At 69.8% G+C, this 20910-nt stretch carries 15 protein-coding genes; 5 read left to right on the forward strand and 10 right to left on the reverse strand.

Annotation, left to right across the window (positions count from 1 at the left end):
* Positions 1-33 precede the first annotated feature (33 nt).
* Positions 34-3498 carry an AAA family ATPase gene (locus tag MEU52_RS10130; protein ID WP_238121160.1) on the reverse strand — a complete coding sequence of 1155 codons (3465 nt, stop codon included), beginning with the start codon at positions 3496-3498 and terminating at the stop codon, positions 34-36.
* Entirely contained in the window at positions 3495-4763 is a 1269-nt protein-coding gene (locus MEU52_RS10135) for a metallophosphoesterase family protein (RefSeq protein WP_238121161.1), read from the reverse strand. Before MEU52_RS10135 ends, MEU52_RS10130 begins: the two co-directional genes overlap by 4 nt.
* 304 nt (positions 4764-5067) lie before the next feature.
* On the opposite strand from MEU52_RS10135, the gene MEU52_RS10140 reads away from it, so the two are divergent.
* Positions 5068-5850, forward strand: a complete 783-nt coding sequence (locus MEU52_RS10140) for a hypothetical protein (RefSeq protein ID WP_238121162.1) — start codon at positions 5068-5070, stop codon at positions 5848-5850.
* Positions 5851-5863: 13 nt separating this feature from the next.
* Positions 5864-6238: a TfoX/Sxy family protein gene (locus MEU52_RS10145; protein ID WP_238121163.1), complete on the forward strand. Its 375-nt coding sequence runs from the start codon at positions 5864-5866 to the stop codon at positions 6236-6238.
* Between the two features lie 6 nt (positions 6239-6244).
* On the opposite strand, the gene MEU52_RS10150 is transcribed toward MEU52_RS10145, so the two are convergent.
* From MEU52_RS10150 to MEU52_RS10160, 3 genes are all read right to left on the reverse strand, one after another.
* The gene (locus tag MEU52_RS10150; RefSeq protein WP_238121164.1) at positions 6245-7195 is read right to left on the reverse strand and encodes an alpha/beta hydrolase; all 951 of its coding nucleotides are present in this window, start codon (positions 7193-7195) and stop codon (positions 6245-6247) included.
* A 225-nt stretch (positions 7196-7420) separates the two neighbouring features.
* Entirely contained in the window at positions 7421-7576 is a 156-nt protein-coding gene (locus MEU52_RS10155) for a hypothetical protein (protein ID WP_238121165.1), read from the reverse strand.
* A gap of 97 nt (positions 7577-7673) precedes the next feature.
* Positions 7674-9125 carry a DEAD/DEAH box helicase gene (locus MEU52_RS10160; protein WP_238121166.1) on the reverse strand — a complete coding sequence of 484 codons (1452 nt, stop codon included), beginning with the start codon at positions 9123-9125 and terminating at the stop codon, positions 7674-7676.
* Positions 9126-9373: 248 nt separating this feature from the next.
* On the opposite strand from MEU52_RS10160, the gene MEU52_RS10165 reads away from it, so the two are divergent.
* The gene (locus tag MEU52_RS10165) at positions 9374-10543 is read left to right on the forward strand and encodes an MFS transporter (protein ID WP_238121167.1); all 1170 of its coding nucleotides are present in this window, start codon (positions 9374-9376) and stop codon (positions 10541-10543) included.
* 14 nt (positions 10544-10557) lie between these two features.
* Here the strand turns inward: MEU52_RS10165 and parE are convergent, their stop codons facing one another.
* Positions 10558-12597 (reverse strand): DNA topoisomerase IV subunit B, encoded by a 2040-nt coding sequence (parE, locus tag MEU52_RS10170; protein WP_238121168.1) that lies wholly within the window; start codon positions 12595-12597, stop codon positions 10558-10560.
* A 266-nt stretch (positions 12598-12863) separates the two neighbouring features.
* Between parE and argC the strand changes: the two genes are divergently transcribed.
* Both argC and MEU52_RS10180 read left to right on the forward strand, forming a co-directional pair.
* On the forward strand, positions 12864-13916 hold the full coding sequence (argC, locus tag MEU52_RS10175) for an N-acetyl-gamma-glutamyl-phosphate reductase (RefSeq protein ID WP_238121169.1): 1053 nt from the start codon (positions 12864-12866) through the stop codon (positions 13914-13916).
* 308 nt (positions 13917-14224) lie between these two features.
* On the forward strand, positions 14225-15616 hold the full coding sequence (locus MEU52_RS10180; RefSeq protein WP_238121170.1) for a GntP family permease: 1392 nt from the start codon (positions 14225-14227) through the stop codon (positions 15614-15616).
* Positions 15617-15683: 67 nt separating this feature from the next.
* Here MEU52_RS10180 and MEU52_RS10185 read toward each other — a convergent pair whose 3' ends face one another.
* From MEU52_RS10185 to glpX, 4 genes are all read right to left on the reverse strand, one after another.
* Entirely contained in the window at positions 15684-16379 is a 696-nt protein-coding gene (locus MEU52_RS10185; RefSeq protein ID WP_238121171.1) for a YoaK family protein, read from the reverse strand.
* A 233-nt stretch (positions 16380-16612) separates the two neighbouring features.
* A complete protein-coding gene (gene recJ / locus MEU52_RS10190; RefSeq protein WP_443266559.1) occupies positions 16613-18412 on the reverse strand; it encodes a single-stranded-DNA-specific exonuclease RecJ in 1800 nt (599 codons plus the stop codon).
* Positions 18413-18469: 57 nt separating this feature from the next.
* Entirely contained in the window at positions 18470-19720 is a 1251-nt protein-coding gene (locus MEU52_RS10195; RefSeq protein WP_238121172.1) for an MgtC/SapB family protein, read from the reverse strand.
* Between the two features lie 199 nt (positions 19721-19919).
* Positions 19920-20909: a class II fructose-bisphosphatase gene (gene glpX, locus MEU52_RS10200; RefSeq protein ID WP_238121173.1), complete on the reverse strand. Its 990-nt coding sequence runs from the start codon at positions 20907-20909 to the stop codon at positions 19920-19922.
* Between the last annotated feature and the right edge of the window lies 1 nt (position 20910).

A 20910-nucleotide genomic window follows, 5' to 3' on the forward strand; every position in this document is an offset into this window, starting at 1 on the left:
GAGTGAAATGGGCAGCGGGTCGGGCGCGAGCGCCTAGAGCGTGATCACCTGTGCCGCCGCCCCCAGGGCCCGGGTGGCGGCCGCGGCCACGTGGGTGTGGTGGGTGAAGACGATCACCTGGGTGGTGGCGCCGAGCTCGCCGAGCAGCCGCAGGCCGGCCTCCGTGCGCGCTTCGTCGAAGGTCACGAACAGGTCGTCGGCCAGGAAGGGCAGGGGCGCCGCGCGGCGGGCGTGCTCCTCGATGGCGGCCACCCGCAGGGCCAGGAACAATTGATCGCCGGTGCCCTCGGAGAGCGCATCCACCCCGTGCAGGCGGGCCTCGCGCACCGCCGCCAGCCGCGCCGGTTCGGCGTCGTAGTCGACGGCGATGCCGTCCCATTGGCCGCGGGTGAGGGTGCGAAAGGCCTCGGCGGCCCGCGTGATGATGGGGTTCTGGTGGGTCTGCCGGTAGCGCTCGATGGCGTGGGTCAGCAGGCGCGCCGCCACATGGGCCCGGGTGAAGCGGGCCATGGTGCCGTCCAGTTCCGCCACCGCATCCTGTGCCTCCTGGGCGGCGGCCGCGGCGCCGGCGCGCTGTTCCAGGGCCGCCAGCGCGGCCCGGGCCTGGGTGTGTCGCTCCACCGCCTCGTCGCGCGCGGCGCGGGCGGCGGAATGGGCGGCGGCGGCGGTCGCTGCGTCGCGGACCAGGGCGTCGTCATCGCGCTCGGCGATGGCGGCTCGGACCTCGTCGAGGCTGCGGTCGCCGCATTCGGCTTCGAGGCGCGCGCGGGCCTGCGCCAGGTCGGCGCGCAGGGTCGCCGCCTCGGTGAGGCGATCGATGAGCACGGGGAGGGCCGCCGCATCGTCGAGGCCCGCCTGCGCCAGCACCTCCTGGAGCCCGGTTTCGGCGCGGGCGAGGGTGGCCGCGGCGGCGGTCGCCGCAGTGGTGCGCTCGGCGAGGGTGGCATCGGCCGCATCGGCCTTGGCGCGGGCCTGCCGGGCGCCATCGAGCCGCGCCCTAAGGGCCCGCACCGTACCGCACAGATCATCGCCGGCGGGCGCGTCCAGCTGCGCCAGCAGCGCCTCCACCTGCGCGGTGAAATGGATCTCGTCCTGCTCGATGCCGGCGATGCGGCGCTCGGCGGTGGCGAGCTTTTCGGCCAGGGCCGGGGCCTCCTGCCACAGCTCCAGGGCCGCCTGCACCTCCTGCAGCGGCGCCGCCGCGCGGATGGCGAGGACGGGGAACACGGTCTCGGCCTCCTCGGCGCAGGCGCGGGCCTTGGCATCGAGGGTCGCGCGCTGGCGGGTGAGATGGGCGCTCTGGTCGTCGAGCCGTTTCCGATCGCGGATGAGATCGCGCTGCCGGGCGAACGCCTCGTCCCGCTCGCCAATGGCGCCGCGCAGCACCGCGAGCCGGATCGGCCCGGCGCCGAGAGCCGGCAGCTGCAATTGGACATGCAGCTGTTCCACCTGCGCGCGGTCGTCCCGGCAGACCGCGTCCTGATGGCTCAAGTCCGCCTGCTGGCGGGCCCGCTCGTCCGCGTCCGCGCGCAGCGCCGCCACTTCCTGGAGGAAGGCGAGGGCGCGCGGGTCCGGCTCGGGCGACAGGCCCGCCTCGCTCCACAGGCGCTGCCAGCGCAGCCGTGCCGCATCCAGATCGGCCTCGGCCGCCATCACCCGGGTGGCGTGGCTGGCCCGGCGCGCGGCAAGCTCGGCCAGGGCGATGTCGGCATGGCTGATGTCCGCCAGGCGCTGGCTGGCGCTCAGGCGATCGTCGGCCAGCCGGTCGGAGGCCGTCATGGCGTGCTCGAAGTCCTCGGCGCGGGCGGCATCGTCGGCCTCGGGCGGGCGTTGGCCCAGCAGGGCCGGCCGCAGGTCCTGCCACAGGCCGTCGCGGCGGTCGCGGGCGGCGGCGATGGCCTGGGCGGTGGGCGCCGTGCCGGCGGCGTCCAGAATGGCGCGGCGCGCCACCCATTGGTCATGCTGCCCCTCCAGCTCCGCGCTCTGCTCCTTGAGCCGGGCCAGGGTGTCGGCAGCGGCGGTGATGGCGCGCAGGGCCTGTTCCGCGGTGGCGGCATCGGGCAGTGGCGCCCGTGCGAGCGGGGTGATCTGCCAGGGGCCATAGGGCAGGCGGGCGAGGCGCGCCGCCTGGGCCTCGCGGGCGGCAGCCAATTGGCGGGCAAGGGCGGCGCGTGCGGCCTCGCGGGCTTCGGCGCCGTCGAGCGCGTCGATGGCCCGACGCAGTGGGGCAGGGTCTTCGGCGGGCGGGAGGCCACTGGCCGTGGCGTCGAGCACCCGGCGGGCGCGAATGAGCCCCTCCTCGTCCTGCGCCAGGGCGTCCCGGCGCCCGGCGAGGTCGCGCATCTGGCCCAGCAGGTCGCCGGCGCGGGCCAGCAGGGGGCGCCCGGGCAGCCGGGCGCGCAGTGTCGTCACATCGGCGAGGCCGAGGTTGGCGGCGATATGGGCCAGCCCGGCCCGCGCCTCTTCCGCCTCCTGCCGCCTGTGGGGCAGGCTGGCGCGCTCATGCTCGATCTTGGCGCGGTCCTCATCGCAGCGGACGATGGCCTCGGCCACCGCCAGCACCGCCGCATCGGGCGCAATGGCCTCGCGCGCCGCCTGGGCCATCTGCGCCGCCGCGCGCGCGGCGGCCTCGGCCTCGCTGGCGCGGGCGTGGGCATCGAGCCGGGTGCGGGCGAGCTGGGGAAAGGCGGCATCCACCGGGGGCAGGGGGCCAAGTACCGCCAGCGCCGCCTCGGCCCGCGCCACCGCCCGCAGCTCCTTGGCGGCGCGGATGAGGGCGGCGGCGCGCTGTTCGGCCAGATGGGCCTCGATCTCGGCATCACCCGCGGACGTCCGCAGGGCGGCCGCCTCGGCCTCGGCGGCGCGCAGAGCCTTGACCTCCTCGCCGCGCAGCTCGCGGGCCTGGATCTCGGCCTGGGCCGACCTGTAGCGTTCCACCGCCACATAGAAGGGGGCCTTCGCGTTCTTACGATCGGGATTGAACAGCTCGGCGGCGCTCGCCCTCATGGCGTCGCGCAGGTCGGCGACCCGGTTGAGGCCGGGGGCGGCGGCGATCAGCGTCTCGGCCAGGTCCCCTCCACCGGCCAGCAGTTTCTTGCCGCCGTCGCGCAGGCGCTTCTGGTCGAGGCCGAAGATGTCGAGGAAGGCGGCGCGATCGTGGGCACCGAGGAAGGGCGCGAGCACATCATCGGGCAGGGGCGCGTCCGTCTCGGGATCGACGATGGTGGCCTTGTTCCGCTTGCGGCGGGCGAAGGACAGGGCGTGCCCGGCGCCATCCACCAGCGTGGCGGACAGACGCATGGCGGCGTAATCGTGCAGGAAATTGAAGCGCGACGTGAAGTCGATGCCGAACAGCACGTCGCAGGCGGCGGCCAGGGCGGTGGTCTTGCCCGCCTCGTTGGAGCCCAGCACCACGCTGACGCGGGCGTCGCGATCGAAGTCGAGGGTGCGATCGGTGAAGCGGCCGTAGCGATCGAGGCCGAGACGCACGAATCTCATGACGCGGAGCCCTCCCCGGCGGGATCGCGCAGGCGGGCGATGATGGCCTGTTCTCCTTCGGCGAGGGCCTCGGCGATCACCGCCTCCAGGTCGGCCTCGTCGAGGCCGAGCGCCTTCAGCACCGGCTTTGGCGCCTTGCCATAGAGGTCGCGGATGGTGGCGCCGATGTCGGCCCGCACGGCGGGATCGGCGGTGACCTCAGCCAGGATCTGCTCGAAATCGGCCAGTTGCGCGGGCATCGCGGTGGGTGGCGCCTCCACGCGGATGGACACCTTCTCCACCAGCACCTGGTCGCCGGCCGCTGCCGCCAGCGCCACCACATCCTCCCGCAACTGGCCCGGGTCGGCGCGCAGGTGATCGGCGAGGGGCGTGCGGCCGGTGAGGGTGAGGCGCACCGCCAGCGGTCGCCCGTCCGCCTGCTCCACCGCCTCCGCGAGGGCAACCCGCAGCCGGCCGTGCAGGTCGGCAGGGCTGCTGAGGCCCGTGAGGTCGAGGTTGAGAGACGCGAAGCGGGCGGCATCGAGGGTGAGGGCAATCATGTCGGCGATGCGGCCGTCGACCACCCGCACCAGCGTTGCCCCCTTGGCCCCGGTCTCGCGGGCGTGGCGGCCCTGCAGATTGCCGGGGAAGACGATGGCCGGGCCCTGCGGGCGCACCACCTCGCGCTGGTGAATGTGGCCCAGCGCCCAGTAATCGTAGCCGGTGCGCTCCAGGTCCGCGACGGTGCAGGGCGCATAGACCTCATGGCCTTCGCGGCCGGTGAGCGAGGTGTGGAGCACGCCGATGTTGAACTGGCCCTCCCGCGCCGGAGGATAGGCCAGGGCCATGTTCTCGGGCACATGACGATGCGCGAAGCCGCGCCCATGCAGCACCACGCCGATCTCCGGCAGCTCGACGCTCTCCACCTTGCGCACCGAGAAATTGTGCACGTTTTCCGGCAGCGGCAGGTCCCGGCTGATCACCGAGAGGGCGTCGTGGTTGCCGCGCAGCATGAACACCGGAATGTTCTCGCGCGCCAGCCGGCCCATCTGCCGGACGAACACATGGCCGGTGGAAAAGTCGCGCCAGTCGCCGTCATAGATGTCGCCGGCGATGACGACGAAGGCGACCTTCTCGGCGATGGCGGTCGAGACCAGATTGTCCAGCGCCTGGCGCGAGGCGCCGGTGAAGGCGGCGGCCTCCGCGCCACGCAGCGAAAGCCCGCGCAGGGGGCTGTCGAGATGAATGTCTGCGGCGTGCAGGAATTGGAACGAGCTGGCGGCCATGCGACAATCAAAGGGTGCGACATCAAGGGGGAGGGGCGCCCGGCGGGCGCCATGGAAGGCGCGTCAGATTGCGTGCGCCGGCCCCGTTTGGCAACCGGGGCTGACTGGCGCGCCTGCGACGGTGCTGTGCTTTCGACCCTCTTGCTGAGCCCGGTGCCTGGGGTATAGGTATCCCCCTGTCCTCTGCCCCGGACCGGTGTGGCCTTCACGCCAGGGATCGCGCAGCGACGAGGGCCGGCATAGCGGCCAGCCGAAGACGCCAGCGCGCAGCCCGTCAAAAAGATACTCATGGAGACCCGCGGCCATGGCGTCCGATCTTCCCCCGCTGTCTGAAGTCGTCTCTCATATCGTCGATGCTGTCGATCGGGCGCCGCTGGTGGACGAGCCCTTCTGGCACCTCGAATTGTCGGGCGTGTTTCCGGATGCGCTCTATCGCGCCATGCGCACGGCCATGCCCGAGGCGCGCGAGTATCGCGCCCTGAAGGGCCGCAACAATGTGAATGTGAAGGCGGACGGCTCGTCCACCCGCGTGAAGATCGATCTCTATCCGGAATATATCCGCCACCTGCCCGGCGAAAAGCGCGCCGTGTGGAGCCTGGTGGGCGAGGCCCTGCGGGCGGAGCCGGTGAAGGATGTGTTCATGCGGCGGCTGGCGCCCGGCCTCGGCCGGCGGTTCGGGCCCGACTACATGGGCACCGGCATGTTCCCCGTGCCCATGCTGACCCGCGACGTGGCCGGCTATGAGATTCCGCCCCACACCGATACCCGCTGGAAGGGCATCACCATCCAGTTCTATCTGCCGGAGGATGAAAGCATCACCCACGTGGGCACCCGCTTCGACCGGCGGCGGCCCGAGGGTGGGTTCGAACTGGCCCAGCGCATGTCGTTCGCACCCAACACCGGCTATGCCTTCGCCGTGGGGCCGGACACCTGGCACTCGGTGGACAAGCTGGGCCCCGAGGTGGCGACCCGCGATTCCATCCTCCACACCTATTTCGTGGACAACACGCCGATGTTGGCGTTCCGCAATCGCGGCAAGCGGGTGGGCAACTTCCTGCTCAACGAGTTCCGGCATCTGGCCGGCTGAGGCCGGGCCGGCCATGGACGCCGAGACCCTCGCCGATCTGTTCGCGGCCTTCGGGCCGGTGCAGGTGCGCCGCATGTTCGGTGGGGCCGGTGTCTATGCGGACGGGTTGATGTTCGCCCTCGCCGTGGATGGGGTACTCTATCTCAAGGCCGACGCGGCCTTCGCCGCCGCGCTGGCCGCGCAGGGCTCGGCGCCGTTCACTTATGTGGCCAAGACCGGCGCCCGCACCATGGGCAGCTATTGGCGGGTGCCGGATGCGGCCCTGGATGAGCCCGACGACCTGGCGGTGCTGGCCCGCCGTGCGCGCCAGGTGGCGGGGGCGGCGGTTCTGGAGAAGACTGCGGCCAAGGCGCGGCGGGTGAAGAACGTCACGGGCCCGGCGCGCTGACGCCGCTCAATGGTTCGCCATGAAGGCGGCGATGGCGGGCACCAGGGACGGCGCCAGCGGCACGTCCGGTTGGGCATAGGTGGCAAGGTTGGCCATCCGCTCCGCCGGGGCGACCTTCAGCACGTGATTCATCCCCTCCACCAGCACCAGTGCGGCCCCCGGTCGGTGCGCGGCGAGGCGACGGGCGTCCTCCGGCGCGACCTGGAGGTCGGTGGTGCCCTGGAGGATCAGCACAGGCACCTCCACCCGGCCGAGCTCCTGCGCCGGATCCAGCGGCAGCCACGACATGAGATAGGGCTGGACGCTGCGCCGGTAGAGCGCGGCAAGCTCCGGCGGAGGATCGTTGACCGCCTGCTGGCGGGTGAGGGCGTCGGCGATGGCGGCGGAGCGCTGTTGCAGCGCCGCCGGAACGCCGGCCGCCGCGAGCTGCCGGCCAATGAGCTGCGCTGCGGGGAAGCCGGCGCCGGCCACCAGGATGACCCCGGCCACCGGATGCCGTGGGGTGGCGCCAGCGGCGACCTGGGTCGCCACCAGCGCGCCTTCGCTGTGGCCGATGAGAAAGATGCGGGCGACGCGGGGCTCAGCGGCGAGCCGGTCGAGCCAGGCGGTCGCATCCTCCACATAGGTTGAGAAGCGGAGATCCTCTTCGCGCAGGTCGGCCGGCTGGCTTTGGCCGACGCCCCGCTTGTCGATGCGCAGGCTGGCGATGCCCCTGGCGGCGAGGTCTTGCGCCAGCAGCTTGAGAGTGTTGGAGCGTGCCTGTGGGAGATTGCCGTCGCGATCCACGGGCCCGGACCCGGGCAGGATCAGCGCGGCTGGTACCGCGGCGGTCCCTGATGGCAGGGTGAGGGTGCCATGCAGTGCACCCAGCGCCACCGGCCGTTCCTCGAAAGCGGCTGCGACAGAGGGCATGAGACCCATCACGGCGGCGAAGATCCAGGCGAGGTGTCGTGCCATCGGTCTCTCCGGGTGGGGCAACTGGTGGGGGCGTGGCGTGCGCCGCGGCTGTGGCCTTCGCGCCCGTCTCGATCTTCGATGCGCGATCGCGGCCGGGCGAACCGTCCCGCGGTCTCCCCTCGCGAACCGCTTCCGGCAGACAGGCGGAAGCTCGCCCCATGAGACTGGCTTGGGTGGTGGGCATGAGCCGCAGGCAGGGATCGCGGATGTCGATTGAACTGAACGCTACGGAATGACGACGTTTGCCCCGAACGGTGTTTGCCCGGGATCGTTCGTCAGCACGACGGCCAGGATGCCGTGCGCCGTCGGATGCCCGAGGCGCATCTGAACCCGCCTTCCCGGAGCAGAGGACAGAGCGGCGGTGCGGATCTTCCCCGGCATGTGGCCGCTCCGTGGCAGGCCACACCGAAAACCGGCGGCGGCAGACATCCGTTCGCCGCCGGGGTGGGCCATCGCCGAAGGGCGACGGCGCCTTGTGTCAGCTCGCCTTCACGCGCACGGGGCGCAGCAGGAAGGCCGGCAGGTGGGACATGTCCGCGGGCTCGTTGGCGGGCTGCCGCTCACGGCGCGGAGGACGGGCCTCGGCCACCTCTTCCCGCTGTGGGCGGCGGGGACGCTCGGCCCGGGGCTCCTCGGTGCGGGGCTCCTCGGTGCGGGGCTCCTTCTCCCGCTGGCGGCGGGGCTCCTTCTCGCGCTCCCGGCGCGGTTCGGAGCGGGCGTCCTTCTCCACCCGGCGCTTGCCGCGCAGGCGGCCATCCTCGCGTCCCTCGCGGCTTTCGCGCTTCTCCCGCGGCGGAGCCTCGCCGAGCGGCTCGCCGTGCCAGGGAATGGCATTGCCGATGAGCTTCTCGATGGAGGCCAGGGATTTGGCGTCTGCGTGGGTGACGATGGAATAGGCGGTGCCGGTGCGGCCGGCGCGCCCGGTGCGGCCGATGCGGTGCACATAGTCTTCCGCGTGGTGCGGCACGTCATAGTTGAAGACGTGGCTCACCTCGGGAATGTCGAGGCCGCGGGCCGCCACGTCCGACGCCACCAGCAGCTTGGCTTCGCCGTTGCGGAACTGGTCCAGGGCCTTCAGGCGGGCGTGCTGGTCCATGTCGCCATGCAGGGCCACGGCATTGAAGCCATGCTTCTGCAGCGAACGATGGAGCACCGCCACATCGCGCTTGCGATTGCAGAAGATGATACCGTTCTGCAGATTTTCGCTGGAGCGGATGAGGTTGCGCAGCACATCGCGCTTCTCCCAGTCCTCCTTGCCGGAGGCCACCAGCAACTGCGTCACCGTGGTGGCGGTGGAGGCGGGCTTGGACACCTCTATGCGCACCGGGTTGGACAGGAACTGGGAGACCAGACGCTGAATCTCCGGCGGCATGGTGGCCGAGAAGAACAGGGTCTGCCGGGTGAACGGCACCAGCTTGCAGATGCGCTCGATGTCCGGAATGAAGCCCATGTCCAGCATGCGGTCGGCCTCGTCGATGACGAGCACCTCGATGCCGGACAGCAGAAGCCGGCCGCGCTCCACATGGTCGAGCAGGCGGCCGGGGGTGGCGATGAGCACGTCAACGCCGCGCAGGAGCTTGGAGTCCTGGTCACCGAACGAGACGCCGCCGATCAGCAGCGCCACGTTCAGCTTATGGTTCTTGCCGTAGCGGGTGAAGTTCTCTTCAACCTGGGCGGCAAGCTCACGGGTCGGCTCGAGGATCAGGGTGCGGGGCATGCGAGCCCGGGCGCGCCCCTGTTCGAGCAGGGTGAGCATGGGAAGGGTAAAGGCCGCGGTCTTGCCGGTGCCCGTCTGGGCGATACCGAGCACATCCCGGCGCGCCAGCACCTCGGGGATGGCCTGGGCCTGAATAGGAGTGGGCTTCGTATAGCCCGTATCGGCGACGGCCGCGAGGACCTTCTCGCTCAGGCCGAGTTCGGAAAATGACATTGCATCTTTAGGATGCGGCGGCGCGCCGCTGATCGAACGTCCCGTGCCGTACGGGGTCAGACGAGTGGTCGTCGGTCGGCGCGCTTGGATTCGACATAACTCGGACGACGGAGAGCAACATATGAAAGTTGTGCGCCGTGTCAATGATTACGTCAGCCTTGCAGGCGCAATCTGATGAAACCGGGTCTTGACCGGGGGCCGCCGGGCGTCCAGGGGTAGACGCAACCGTTTCCCTGCCCCGGGTCCCCATGCCGTTCCTCTTCATTCTCGGTCTCGCCGCATTCGCGAGCGCGTTCTCCCTGCGCGCCGTCGATCCCATGCTGAATATTCTGGCTGCCGATCTCGGGGTCTCGCTGGCGCAGGTGGCGGTGCTGGCCAGCGCCTTCACGCTGCCCTACGCCGCATTCCAGCTGGTGTTCGGCCCCATCGGCGATGCGGTGGGCAAGCTGCGGCTGGTGCGGGTCAACCTCACGGTTCTGGCGCTGGGCCTGGCGGGCTCGGCGCTGGCCGGCAGCCATGAGGTACTGCTGGTCACCCGGGTGTTCTCCGGCGCCTTCGCGGGCGGCATCATTCCCGTGGTGCTGGCCATGGTGGGCGATCGGGTGAGCTTCGATCAGCGGCCGGTGGCGCTGAGCCGCATCCTGCTGGCGCTGGTGCTCGGCCAGCTCTCCGGCTCCGCTTTATCCGGTTTCATCGCCGCCTATGCCGGCTGGCGCGACGTGTTCTGGGCGGCGAGCGCCCTGGCGGCGGTGGCGGCTCTTGCCTGCATGCTGGGCATGAAGGAGCTGCAGACGCGCGGGCCCCTCTCGTTCGGCACCTCCATCGCCAGATACGGCGTGGTGCTGCGCAACCCGTTGTCCATCAAGGTCTATGGCGTGGTGGCCCTGGAAGGCATCTTCACCTTCGGCGCCTTTCCCATGATGGCGCCGCTGATGGTGGCGCACGGCTTCGGCGATGCGGTGGAGGCCGGCCTCATGCTGGGGGGCTTCGCCGTGGGCGGCGCCTTTTACAGCTTTGCGGTGCCGGTGCTGGTGCGGGCGCTGGGGCTTGGCGGCATGGCCGGGGTGGGGGCGGCTACCGTGGGTCTGCTGCTCATGGCCACCGCCGTCGCGCCCATGTTCGCTCTGGCGCTGGGCATGTTCACCCTGGCGGGCTTCTGCTTCTACATGATCCACAACGTGCTGCAGATCCTCGCCACCGAACTGGCGCCCGAGGCGCGCGGCTCGGCCCTCGCGCTGTTCGCCACTTCGTTTTTCGTGGGCCAGGCGGTGGGCGCCATTCTCCACGCCACGGTGGCCGATCGCTTCGGCCCCACCGCCGTGTTCGTGCTGTGCGGGGTGGTGATGGTGGCCATCGCCTGGCCGGCCTCCCGGCTGGCCCCCCGCGGCGGCGCCGTGGGCCCTGCCGAGAGCGAATAGGCCCGCCGGCGGGCTCAGATGTCGAGCAGGTCTTCGTCGGCGAAGGCGGCGTGCTCGGAGATGAAGGCGAAGCGCGCTTCCGGCTTGTTGCCCATCAACCGCTCGACGATGTCGATGGTGGCGGCCCGCTCGGCATCCTCGATGCTCACCCGCTGCAGGGTGCGTGTTCGGGGATCCATGGTGGTCTCCTTCAACTGCGCCGGCATCATCTCGCCGAGGCCTTTGAAGCGGCCGACGTCCACCTTGCCCTTGCCGGAGAATTCCTTCTTCAGCAGCCGGTCCTTGTGGGCATCGTCCCGGGCGTAGAGGGTCTTGGCACCCTGGGTGATGCGGTAGAGGGGCGGCACCGCCAGGAACAGGTGGCCTTCCTCGATCAGCTTCGGCATCTGGCGGAAGAAATAGGTCACCAGCAGCGAGGCGATATGGGCGCCGTCCACGTCGGCGTCGGTCATGATGATGACCTTCTCATAGCGCAGGTCGGTATCCCGATACGCTCCGAGGGTACCGCAGCCGAGCGCCTGGGTGAGGTCGGAAATCTGCTGGTTCTGGGCCAGCTTGTCGCGGCCGGCGCTGGCCACGTTGAGGATCTTGCCGCGCAGGGGCAGCACCGCCTGGGTCTTGCGGTCGCGGGCCTGCTTGGCGGAGCCGCCGGCCGAATCGCCTTCGACGATGAACAGCTCTGAGCCCGCCGCCTCGGTATTGGAGCAGTCGGCCAATTTGCCCGGCAGGCGCAGCTTGCGCACCGCGGTCTTGCGGGAAATCTCCCGCTCCTGCTTGCGCCGCAGCCGTTCCTCGGCCCGGTCGATCACATGCTCCAGCAGGCGGCTCGCCTGGGCCGGATTGGCGGCGAGCCAGTGGTCGAAGGGATCGCGCAGGGCGCTTTCGACGATGCGCGCGGCTTCCGTGGTGGCGAGGCGATCCTTGGTCTGGCCTTGGAATTCCGGCTCGCGCACAAACACGGAAAGCATGGCAGCGCAGCCCGTGGTGACGTCGTCACCGGTGATGGCGGCGCCGCGCTTGCCCTGGCCTGAGCGCTCCGCATGGTCCTTCAGGCCCTTCAGTAGAACGGCGCGCAAGCCGTTCTCATGGGTGCCGCCATCGGGGGTCGGGATGGTATTGCAGTAAGAGGCAATGCCGCCATCGCCATCGGCCACCCAGGCCACCGCCCATTCCACCGAGCCGTGGCCACCGGGCTTCTGGATGCGGCCGGAGAAGATGTCCGGATGCACCAGGGTCTGGCCTTCCAGATCAATGGCCAGATAGTCGCGCAGGCCGCCCGGGAAGCGGAACACCATCTTCTCCGGCACGCCCTCGATGCCCTTGAGGAGGTCGGCATCACAGGACCAGCGGATTTCCACGCCGCCGAACAGATAGGCCTTGGACCGCGCCATGCGGAACACCCGCGCCGGCTCGAAGCGGGCGGCGGGGCCGAAGATCTCCGCATCGGGATGGAAGCGCACCCGGGTGCCGCGCCGGTTGGTGATGCGCCCCACCTCGGTGAGCGGGCCATCGGGCACGCCGCGGGCGAAGGTCTGGCGGTAGAGGGTCTGGTTGCGCGCCACCTCCACCTCCAGATGGTCGGACAGGGCGTTCACCACCGACACGCCGACGCCGTGCAGGCCGCCGGAGGTCTCATAGACCTTGCTGTCGAACTTCCCGCCCGCGTGGAGCGTGGTCATGATCACTTCGAGGGCCGACTTACCCGGGAATTTGGGGTGCTCTTCCACCGGGATGCCACGGCCGTTGTCGGCGACGGTCAGGTAGCCGTCGGTCCCCAGATGCACCTCGATGAAGGAGGCGTGGCCGGCCACCGCCTCGTCCATGGAATTGTCGATCACCTCGGCGAACAGGTGATGCAGCGCCTTGGAATCCGTGCCGCCGATATACATGCCCGGCCGCCGGCGCACCGGCTCCAGCCCTTCCAGAACCTCGATATGGGCGGCGGTATAATCCGACGCCATGGCGGGGACGGGCGGGGTCTTGGAGCGGGCAGACGCCTTGGTGGCGGGACGGGCACGGGCGGCGGAGCCGAAGAGGTCGTCGGTATCGGACATGGCGCGTCGATAGCAGAGGGAGGGGGGCCGCGCACGCGAATCGTTCCGCAGGCGCGAACATCGGAACCCCATTGTGCCCGAGTGCGCCGCAAAGGGGAACAGAATGGCAACGGTGGGCGTCCCCCTACGCGGCCCCGTGCCGGCGGCGGGTGGGCTTGTGTCTTTTCCCTGCCAAGGGATCGGTGTAGAGACCGATGCCCCACGTCGTCAGCCTGTTGGCCGGTCTGTCTCGGGCCGGGCGTTGGGCGTGGATGCAGGAGAGGAAGATGGCGGACGCAAAGGCAAGGGTCGCGGTTCTCGGCGCCTCCGGTTACACCGGTTCCGAGCTGGTGCGACTGCTGCTGCGCCATCCGCGGGTGGAGATCGTGGCCCTCACCGCCGATCGGAAGGCCGGCCAGGCCATGGCGGACGTGTTCCCGCAGTTTGCCCCGTTCGACCTGCCGAAGCTGGTGACCATCGAGGAGGTGGATTTCTCCGCGGTGGACCTGGTGTTCTGCGCGCTGCCCCACGGCACCACCCAGACCGTGATCAAGACCCTGTTCGAGACCACGCCGGGCATCAAGGTGGTGGACCTTTCCGCCGATTTCCGGCTGAGCGATCCCGGCGCCTATGAGCAGTGGTACGGCCACCCCCATGCGGCTCTCGAGCTGCAACAGGAGGCGGTGTTCGGCCTCGTCGAGATCTATCGCGACGACATCCGCAAGGCGCGGCTGGTGGCCAATCCGGGCTGCCACACCACCACCGCCATCCTGCCCGTGGTGCCGCTGCTGGAAGCCGGGGCCATCGAGCCGGAAAGCATCGTGGTGGATTCCAAGACCGGCATGTCCGGCGCCGGCCGCTCGGCCAAAGAGGCCATGCTGTTCTCCGAGGTCTCGGAGGGCATCCATGCCTATTCGGTGGGCTCGCACCGGCACATGGGCGAACTGGACCAGGAATATACCAAGGCCGCCGGCCGGCCGGTGGTGCCCGTGTTCGTGCCCATCCTCACCCCCATGAACCGGGGCATCTACGCCACCATCTATGTGCGCACCACCGGCGCCACCGCAGAGGATCTGCACAAGCTCATCGCCACCTTCTACAAGGGCGAGCCCTTCGTTCACGTGCTGCCGTTCGGCAAGGTGCCGCAGTCGCGCCACGTGCGCGGCTCCAACATGGTGTTCATCGGCGTGGTGGCGGATCGCGTGTCCGGCCGGGCCATCATCCTCTCCACCCTCGATAATCTGGTGAAGGGCGCGTCCGGCCAGGCGGTGCAGAACATGAACCTGGTGCTGGGCTTCCCCGAGACCCAGGGGCTGGAGCAGATCGCCCTGATGCCCTGATCGGCCTTTCGAGTAGTTTGCGTCGCACGTCACGTATTGTGCGATGCATTATAATAATTCTGCGCTGCACAACCGCTCCGGCCCCGCTGGGGCGGTTGTTTCATATGAACTTCTCATACTTCTGAATGATATTCCGTTGGGTCAATGGCTTGGGCCAACCGCGTGCCTCGCGGTACAGCTTAGGGCATACCAACATAATTCGAGTCGCCAGCAGCATTATGGCAGGCTAGCTTACCTTTGCCCGTGTTCCAGGCGGGCGCCGATTCTCGACGTCTCTTCCATTCATTCTCGCTTTGGATCCAACGCCGATGAGCTTCATCATCTGCCTTGCGGCGCTCTTCTTCCTGATGTTCGTGGCCTACCGCGGCTTCAGCGTCATCCTGTTCGCGCCCGTCGCCGCCCTTGCCGCGGTGCTTCTCACCGAACCCGGCGCGGTCCCCGTCGTCTTTTCCGGCCTGTTCATGGAAAAGATGGTGGGCTTCATCAAACTCTACTTCCCCGTGTTCCTGCTCGGTGCGGTGTTCGGCAAGCTGATTGAGCTGTCGGGCTTCTCGCGCTCCATCGTCTCGGCCATCGTCAAGCTCCTGGGGCCGGGCCGCGCCATTCTCTCCATCGTGCTGGTGGGCGCGCTCCTGACCTACGGCGGCGTGTCGCTGTTCGTGGTGGTGTTCGCGGTCTATCCGTTCGGCGCCGAGATGTTCCGCCAGGTGGGCATTCCCAAGCGCCTGCTGCCGGCTGTGGTGGCGCTGGGCGCCTTCTCCTTCACCATGGATACGCTGCCGGGCACCCCGCAGATCCAGAACATCATCCCCACCACCTTCTTCAAGACCACGGCCTATGCCGCGCCCATCCTCGGCTTCGTGGGCACCGCCTTCATCCTGGTGGTGGGCCTCAGCTATCTGGAATTCCGCCGCAAGCAGGCGCAGAAGCGCGGCGAGGGCTACGGCACCGGCCACATCAACGAGGTGGTGGTGGACGAGAGCGTGCCCCTGGTCTCGCCTTGGCTTGCCCTGGCGCCGCTGGTGGTGGTGGGCATCGCCAACCTGGTGTTCGCCCGCCTCATTCCCACCTGGTTCCCGCCCACCGCCACTGCCACTCTGGTGGAAGGCGGCCCGGTGGTGAGCGTGCCTACCGCCACCTGGGCGGCCATCTGGTCGGTGCAGGCGGCGCTGCTGCTCGGCATCGTGGCGGTGCTGCTGTTCGCCTTCAAGCCCATCAAGGCCAAGTTTTCGGCCGGCTCGAAGGATGCCGTGGGCGGCGCGCTGCTGGCCAGCCTCAACACCGCGACCGAATATGGCTTCGGCGCCGTGATCGCGGCGCTGCCGGGCTTCCTGCTCATCAAGTCGGCGCTGTCGGCCATTCCGAACCCGCTCATCAACGAAGCGATCACGGTGACCACCCTCGCGGGCATCACCGGCTCGGCCTCGGGCGGCCTGTCCATCGCGCTCGCTGCCATGTCGGAGCAGTTCATCGCCCTCGCTCATACCTACAACATCCCGTTGGAGGTCATGAGCCGCGTCGCCTCCATGGCGTCCGGAGGCATGGATACGCTGCCCCACAACGGCGCCGTCATCACCCTTCTGGCGGTCACCGGGCTCACCCATCGCCAGTCCTATGGCGACATCTTCGCCATCACCCTCATCAAGACGGCGGCGGTGTTCTTCGTCATCGGCTTCTATTGGCTGACCGGCCTCTATTGAGCCGGTACGCGCCGTGCGCATGAACCCCGCCCTCCCTGCCGGAGGGCGGGGTTTTCTTTGGCCGCGCTCACCGCGCCCGGGCCTCCGGCGCGGGCTCTGAATCGGCTGGCAGGGTGAAGATCTCCGCCATCGCCACAAAGGGTGGAACCAGCAGGAACCACATGCCGATCATCAGGTAGAGGAAGGCGGCGAGGGCGCAGCCGCCGAGGAACGCCAGGAAATTCAAGCCGAACCGCCCCAGCCGCGCCCGCATGGCGCCGACATCTGCCTCGGGCGAGGGCCGCCACAGGCCGGCGACATCCACCAGGATCTGGGTGGCGGTGCCGGTCATCATGGTGGAGGGCGGCACATCCGCCAGGTGGGTGCGATGGAGCGCATTCTGCAGCGCCATGGCGCTGACCAGGGTCATGCCGGTCATCAGGGCGGAGGGGCTGTTGACGTCGGTGAAGGGACCGAGCTGCACCGCCACCAGCGCCGCATGGGCCAGCAGCACCAGCTTCACCGCCATCAGCATGCGAAAGCCGTTGAGGCCGCGGGCTGCCATGGCGCGGCTGAACAGCATGGCCGCCACCACCACGAAGGCGAACACCGGCATGGCGATGACCTTGCCCACCGCCGGCGTCCGGCCCTCGCCGAGCGCCGCGGCGAAGGTGACGATGTTGCCGGTGACATGGGCCGTGAACAGGCCCCCAAGGGCGACGAAGCCCGCCGTGTCCACGAAGCCCGCATTGAAGCACAACAGAATAGGCAACGCGCGCCGCACGTCCGCTCTCCCCGTCAAGGTCACCCGAAAACAAGGTCACCCGAGAATAGGCCGGCGGCGCTCCGGCGCGATGCGCGAATTTGGCTGGATCCGGGGCGCTGGTGGTCGTGAGCCATGGCTCCATGGCGGCTGATGCACGTCCGGTCCTCAGGTGTCCTGCACCCTCAGGTGTCCTGCACAGTGACGCAACAGCTGCAGTTTTTAATCTCGTCCGGGCTATGCTTTCGACGTTTCTACATCGGCTCCGCCACGTCCTTGAGCCGGAGGCTCACGCGGGTTTCGCCCTGCCAGGTGTCGAGGTCGAGGCTGCCGGCCACGTGCATGGGGCGGCCGCGGGCGGCGAGCAGCGCGCGGCCGAGGGGTTCCTCAGCGATGCGGAAGGCCACCGCCTTCAGGCTGGTGCCGTCGCCGGAGACGATGCGGGCCCGCACATGGCCGGTGCCGAAGCTCTCCGCATAGGTCACCTTGTGGTTGGGGAAGGCGAACACCGGCTCGGCATTGCCAGCGCCGAACGGTCCGGCCTGGGCGAGGCTCTCCACCAGGCGCGGTGTGGCGGCTGCCGCCGTCAGGGCGCCGTCGAGGGTGAGGGTGCCTTCGGCCCGCCCCCGGGTCACATCAGCGGCGAGGCGACTCTCGAAATGGGCGCGCAGTTCCCCAAGGCGGGTGCGCTCCACGGTGAGGCCCGCGGCCATGGCGTGGCCGCCACCCTTCACCAGCAGCCCCAGCTCCACCGCCTCACGCACCGCCCGGCCGAGGTCCACGCCGGCGATGGAGCGGCCGGAGCCGGTGCCGGTGGCGCCGTTGAAGGCGATGGCGAAGGCGGGCCGCTGGAAGCGCTCCTTGAGGCGGGAGGCCACCAGCCCCACCACGCCGGGGTGCCAGCCATCGCCGCTGACCACCACAACCGAGCCCTCATCGGCGAGGCCGAGAGCGGCCTGTGCCTCCAGCTCGGCGGCGGCGACGATGGCCCGCTCCACGTCCTGGCGCTCGGCGTTGAGCCGGTCGAGCTCGATGGCGATGGTCTTCGCCTCCAGCGGATCGGTGCTCAGCAGCAGCCGGGTGCCCAGGGTGGCGTCGCCGATGCGGCCGCCCGCATTGATGCGAGGGCCGAGAATGAAGCCGAGGTGATAGGGGCGGGGCGGGCCGTCGAGCCGGGCCACATCCATCAAGGCGGTGAGCCCCGGCCGCATCCGCCGGCGCAGGGTGATCAGGCCCTTGTTGACGAAAGCGCGGTTGAGGCCCTTCAGCGGCACCACGTCCGCCACCGTGGCGAGGGCGACGAGGTCCAGGGCCTCCAGCAGGTCCGGAGCCGGCCGCCCGGTGCCGAAATGGCCGGCCAGCCGCAGCGCCCGCACCAACCCCACGGCGGTGATGAAGGTGAGCCCCGCCGCACACACATGGCCGAGGCCGGAAAGATCGTCTTCCCGATTGGGGTTGACGATGGCTTCCGCCGGCGGCAGCGCCTCGTTGGCCTGGTGATGGTCGATCACCACCACGTCGAGGCCGAGGCGGCGGGCGGCGGCCAAAGGCTCGGCGGAGGTGGTGCCGCAATCCACCGTCACCAGCAGCGTCACGCCCTGGGCCGCCAGCGCCTCGATGGCCGGCACGTTGGGGCCATAGCCCTCGTAGATGCGGTCGGGAATATGGAACAGGGGATCAAGGCCGGCGGCCCGCAGCACGCCCACGAGCAGCGCCGTGGAGCAGGCGCCGTCCACGTCATAGTCACCGAACACCGCCACCTGCTCGCCACCGGTCACCGCCCGGGTGAGGCGCGCCACCGCGGGCGCCATGTCGGTGAGGGTGTCCGGATCGGGCAGCAGGGTGCGGATGGTGGGGTCGAGATAGGTCTCCACTTCGTCCAGCGCCACCTCGCGGCCGGCCAGCACCCGGGCCAGCAGCTCGCTGATGCCGTAGCGCTGGGTCATGGCGAGGGCGGTCTGGGCGCCGCGCCCGTCGAGCCGCTCGCGCCAGGTGCGATCGGTGGCGGAGCGGGAGACATTGAGGAAGGGGCGATTCGTCAGGGCGATATTCACCCAGCTATGAAGCCAGAGCCGTGCGGCAACGTCGAGGCCGAGTTGGAGCGCAGGCGCTCAGAGCGCCTGCATGGCGAGCAGCGCCGCGCCGCCCGCCGCCATGGCGATGAGGGTGGCACAGAGGAAGCGCAGGGTGAAGGCGCGGGTCCCCGCGGCAGCGGCCAGCACCACCCGGCCCACGCCGTTCATGCCGAGGGCGACGAGGATGCACAAAGCCGCCCCTTCGAACGACAGGCCGCTTCCGGCCAGACGCGCCGCGTTCAGCGATGGCACGTCCACATCCACCAGCCCCGCCACCGCGCTCACCAGAAAGAGGCTGCCCGGTCCTACCGCCTTCAGCAGGAAGCCGCTGAGGGCGGAGATGGCGCCGAACATGGCGGCGAAGGCGGCCAGCGGGCCGAGGTCGAACGGATTGCCGAGGCTCGATTCCCCGCGGGCCCCGCTGCTGCGGCGCATCATCAGCGCGCCGGTGATGCCGAAGCCGGCGGCGGCGGCGAGCGCCGGCAGGCCGAGGTGCAGCAGCAGGCTAGGGGCGACCACCGCGCAGATGACGCAGACCCGCAGCACCGACACCATGGCGGCCACCGCCGCGCCCCCCGCCAGCAGGGACGGTGCTTCCCCACCGGCGGCCCGCCGGGCGAAGGCGAGGGCGACCGCGGTGGAGGACACCATGGCGCCGCCAATGGCGCTGATGAGGATGCCCTTTTCCGGCCCTGCCACCTTCACCGCCACATAGCCGGCGAACGAGATGGAGGCGGTGAGCACCATGAACAGCCATAGCTGCCGGGGATTGATGCTGTTGAAGGGATCGATGGCGCGGTCGGGCAGCAGCGGCAGCACGATCACCGTCATGCCCAGCAGCATCAAGGCCGAGCGCAGCTCCGGCCAGGTGAGGCGGCGCACGGCCTGATGCAGCATCTGCCGGGTGGCAAGCAGGGAGGTGGCGGCGATGGACGCCGCCGCCGCGACCGAGGTTTCGCCCGCCACCGCCAGCGCGCCGAGGGCAAACACCAGCATGGCGGCGACCAGGCCGGTTATGGAATAGTCGTTGTCCCGCACCATCTCGCGATATTTGAAGACGGCGAACAGAACTGAGGTGGCGAGCCCCGCGGCGATCAGCACGGCTGCGCTGTTCAAGGCCTGAGAGAGCGCCGCGCACACCCCGCCGAGCAGGCCGGTGAGGGCATAGGTGCGGATGCCGGCGGTGCGGCTACCCTCCGCTTCCTTGCGCTCCTGCCAGCCGCGCTCCACGCCCACCAGCAGGCCGATAGCGAGGGAAACGGCGAGGTGGAAGATGAGATGGTCCATGGTCTCCCACCACACGGCGCTGCGGCAGCACCGGTGCCGCGCAGGATCACGAGCCTAGCGAAAGCCCGTGTCACATGCTGGGTTTTTCTCGGGTCGCGCGGGTCTGCCGGGATCGCTCGCCGGCCAGACGGATGCGCGAGTGCTGCGGCCGCCTTGGTGTGCGGAACGTCGGGCCGGCGGTACAGAAAAGCCCCGCGCTTCAGGGCGCGAAGTGGAACTTGCGGAAGTCCCGATGCTGGGTGGTGATGCGCCGCACCGTGCCGGTGGCCGCCCGCAGCACGATGGTATCGGTCTCGATCACATCCCGGCCGAAGCGCACGCCCTTCAGGAGGGCGCCGTCGGTGACGCCGGTGGCCGAGACCAGGCAGTCGCCCCGCACCATCTCTTCCAGGTGATAGATCTTGGCGCCGTCGCGAATGCCCAGCGCCTTGGCCTGGGCCCGCTTCTTCTCGGTGTCGAGCACGAGGCGGCCCTGCATCTGCCCGCCGATGCAGCGCAACGCCGCCGCCGCCAGCACCCCTTCCGCGGCGCCGCCTAGGCCGAGGTAGATGTCGACCCCGCTGTCTTCCGGATTGGTGGTGTGGATGATGCCGGCCACGTCGCCGTCGGTGATCAGCTTGATGGCGGCGCCGGTCTTGCGCACCGCTTCGATCAACGGCGCGTGGCGCGGCCGGTCGAGGATCAGGGCGGTGATCTCGGAAGGCGGCACGCCCTTGGCCTCGGCCAGCGCCTGCACATTCTCCTCAGGCGGCTGCGAAAGGGAGACGATCCCCTCGGGATAGCCCGGTCCGATGGCGAGCTTCTCCATATAGACCGGCGGCACCTTCAGCAGGGATCCGGCCTCGGCGATGGCCAGCACCGAAATGGAGCCTTCCATGTTCTTGGCGCACAGGGTGGAGCCTTCGAGGGCATCCACCGCGAGATCCACCGGTTCGCCGCCGAGCCCGAAGGTGTCACCCACGAACAGGTGCTCGGTTTCGCCTTCGGCGCCTTCGCCGATGACCACGGTGCCGTGCACCGGCGCCTGCTTCAATTCGCGATAGCAGGTGGACATGGCGGCGAGGTCGGCCGCCTGCTCGTCCCCGCGTCCGCGCAGACGCGCGGCGGAAACGGCGCTGCGCTCAGTCACCTGCGCCACATCGAGGGCGAGGCGGCGATCCAGGACCGGAGCCATCCGGGCGGCGCTCATG

The organism is Xanthobacter sp. NM-25 (assembly GCF_022138605.1).
GTDB lineage: Bacteria > Pseudomonadota > Alphaproteobacteria > Rhizobiales > Xanthobacteraceae > Xanthobacter.

Bases quoted from the DNA above. Each gene is read 5' to 3' on its own strand.
- MEU52_RS10195 (WP_238121172.1), bottom strand. From the start codon at position 19,720: ATGGACCATCTCATCTTCCACCTCGCCGTTTCCCTCGCTATCGGCCTG.
- glpX (WP_238121173.1), bottom strand. From the start codon at position 20,909: ATGAGCGCCGCCCGGATGGCTCCGGTCCTGGATCGCCGCCTCGCCCTC.
- MEU52_RS10150 (WP_238121164.1), bottom strand. From the start codon at position 7,195: ATGGCACGACACCTCGCCTGGATCTTCGCCGCCGTGATGGGTCTCATG.
- MEU52_RS10165 (WP_238121167.1), top strand. From the start codon at position 9,374: ATGCCGTTCCTCTTCATTCTCGGTCTCGCCGCATTCGCGAGCGCGTTC.
- parE (WP_238121168.1), bottom strand. From the start codon at position 12,597: ATGTCCGATACCGACGACCTCTTCGGCTCCGCCGCCCGTGCCCGTCCC.
- MEU52_RS10140 (WP_238121162.1), top strand. From the start codon at position 5,068: ATGGCGTCCGATCTTCCCCCGCTGTCTGAAGTCGTCTCTCATATCGTC.
- MEU52_RS10180 (WP_238121170.1), top strand. From the start codon at position 14,225: ATGAGCTTCATCATCTGCCTTGCGGCGCTCTTCTTCCTGATGTTCGTG.
- MEU52_RS10160 (WP_238121166.1), bottom strand. From the start codon at position 9,125: ATGTCATTTTCCGAACTCGGCCTGAGCGAGAAGGTCCTCGCGGCCGTC.
- MEU52_RS10130 (WP_238121160.1), bottom strand. From the start codon at position 3,498: ATGAGATTCGTGCGTCTCGGCCTCGATCGCTACGGCCGCTTCACCGAT.
- MEU52_RS10155 (WP_238121165.1), bottom strand. From the start codon at position 7,576: ATGCCGGGGAAGATCCGCACCGCCGCTCTGTCCTCTGCTCCGGGAAGG.
- MEU52_RS10135 (WP_238121161.1), bottom strand. From the start codon at position 4,763: ATGGCCGCCAGCTCGTTCCAATTCCTGCACGCCGCAGACATTCATCTC.
- MEU52_RS10145 (WP_238121163.1), top strand. From the start codon at position 5,864: ATGGACGCCGAGACCCTCGCCGATCTGTTCGCGGCCTTCGGGCCGGTG.
- argC (WP_238121169.1), top strand. From the start codon at position 12,864: ATGGCGGACGCAAAGGCAAGGGTCGCGGTTCTCGGCGCCTCCGGTTAC.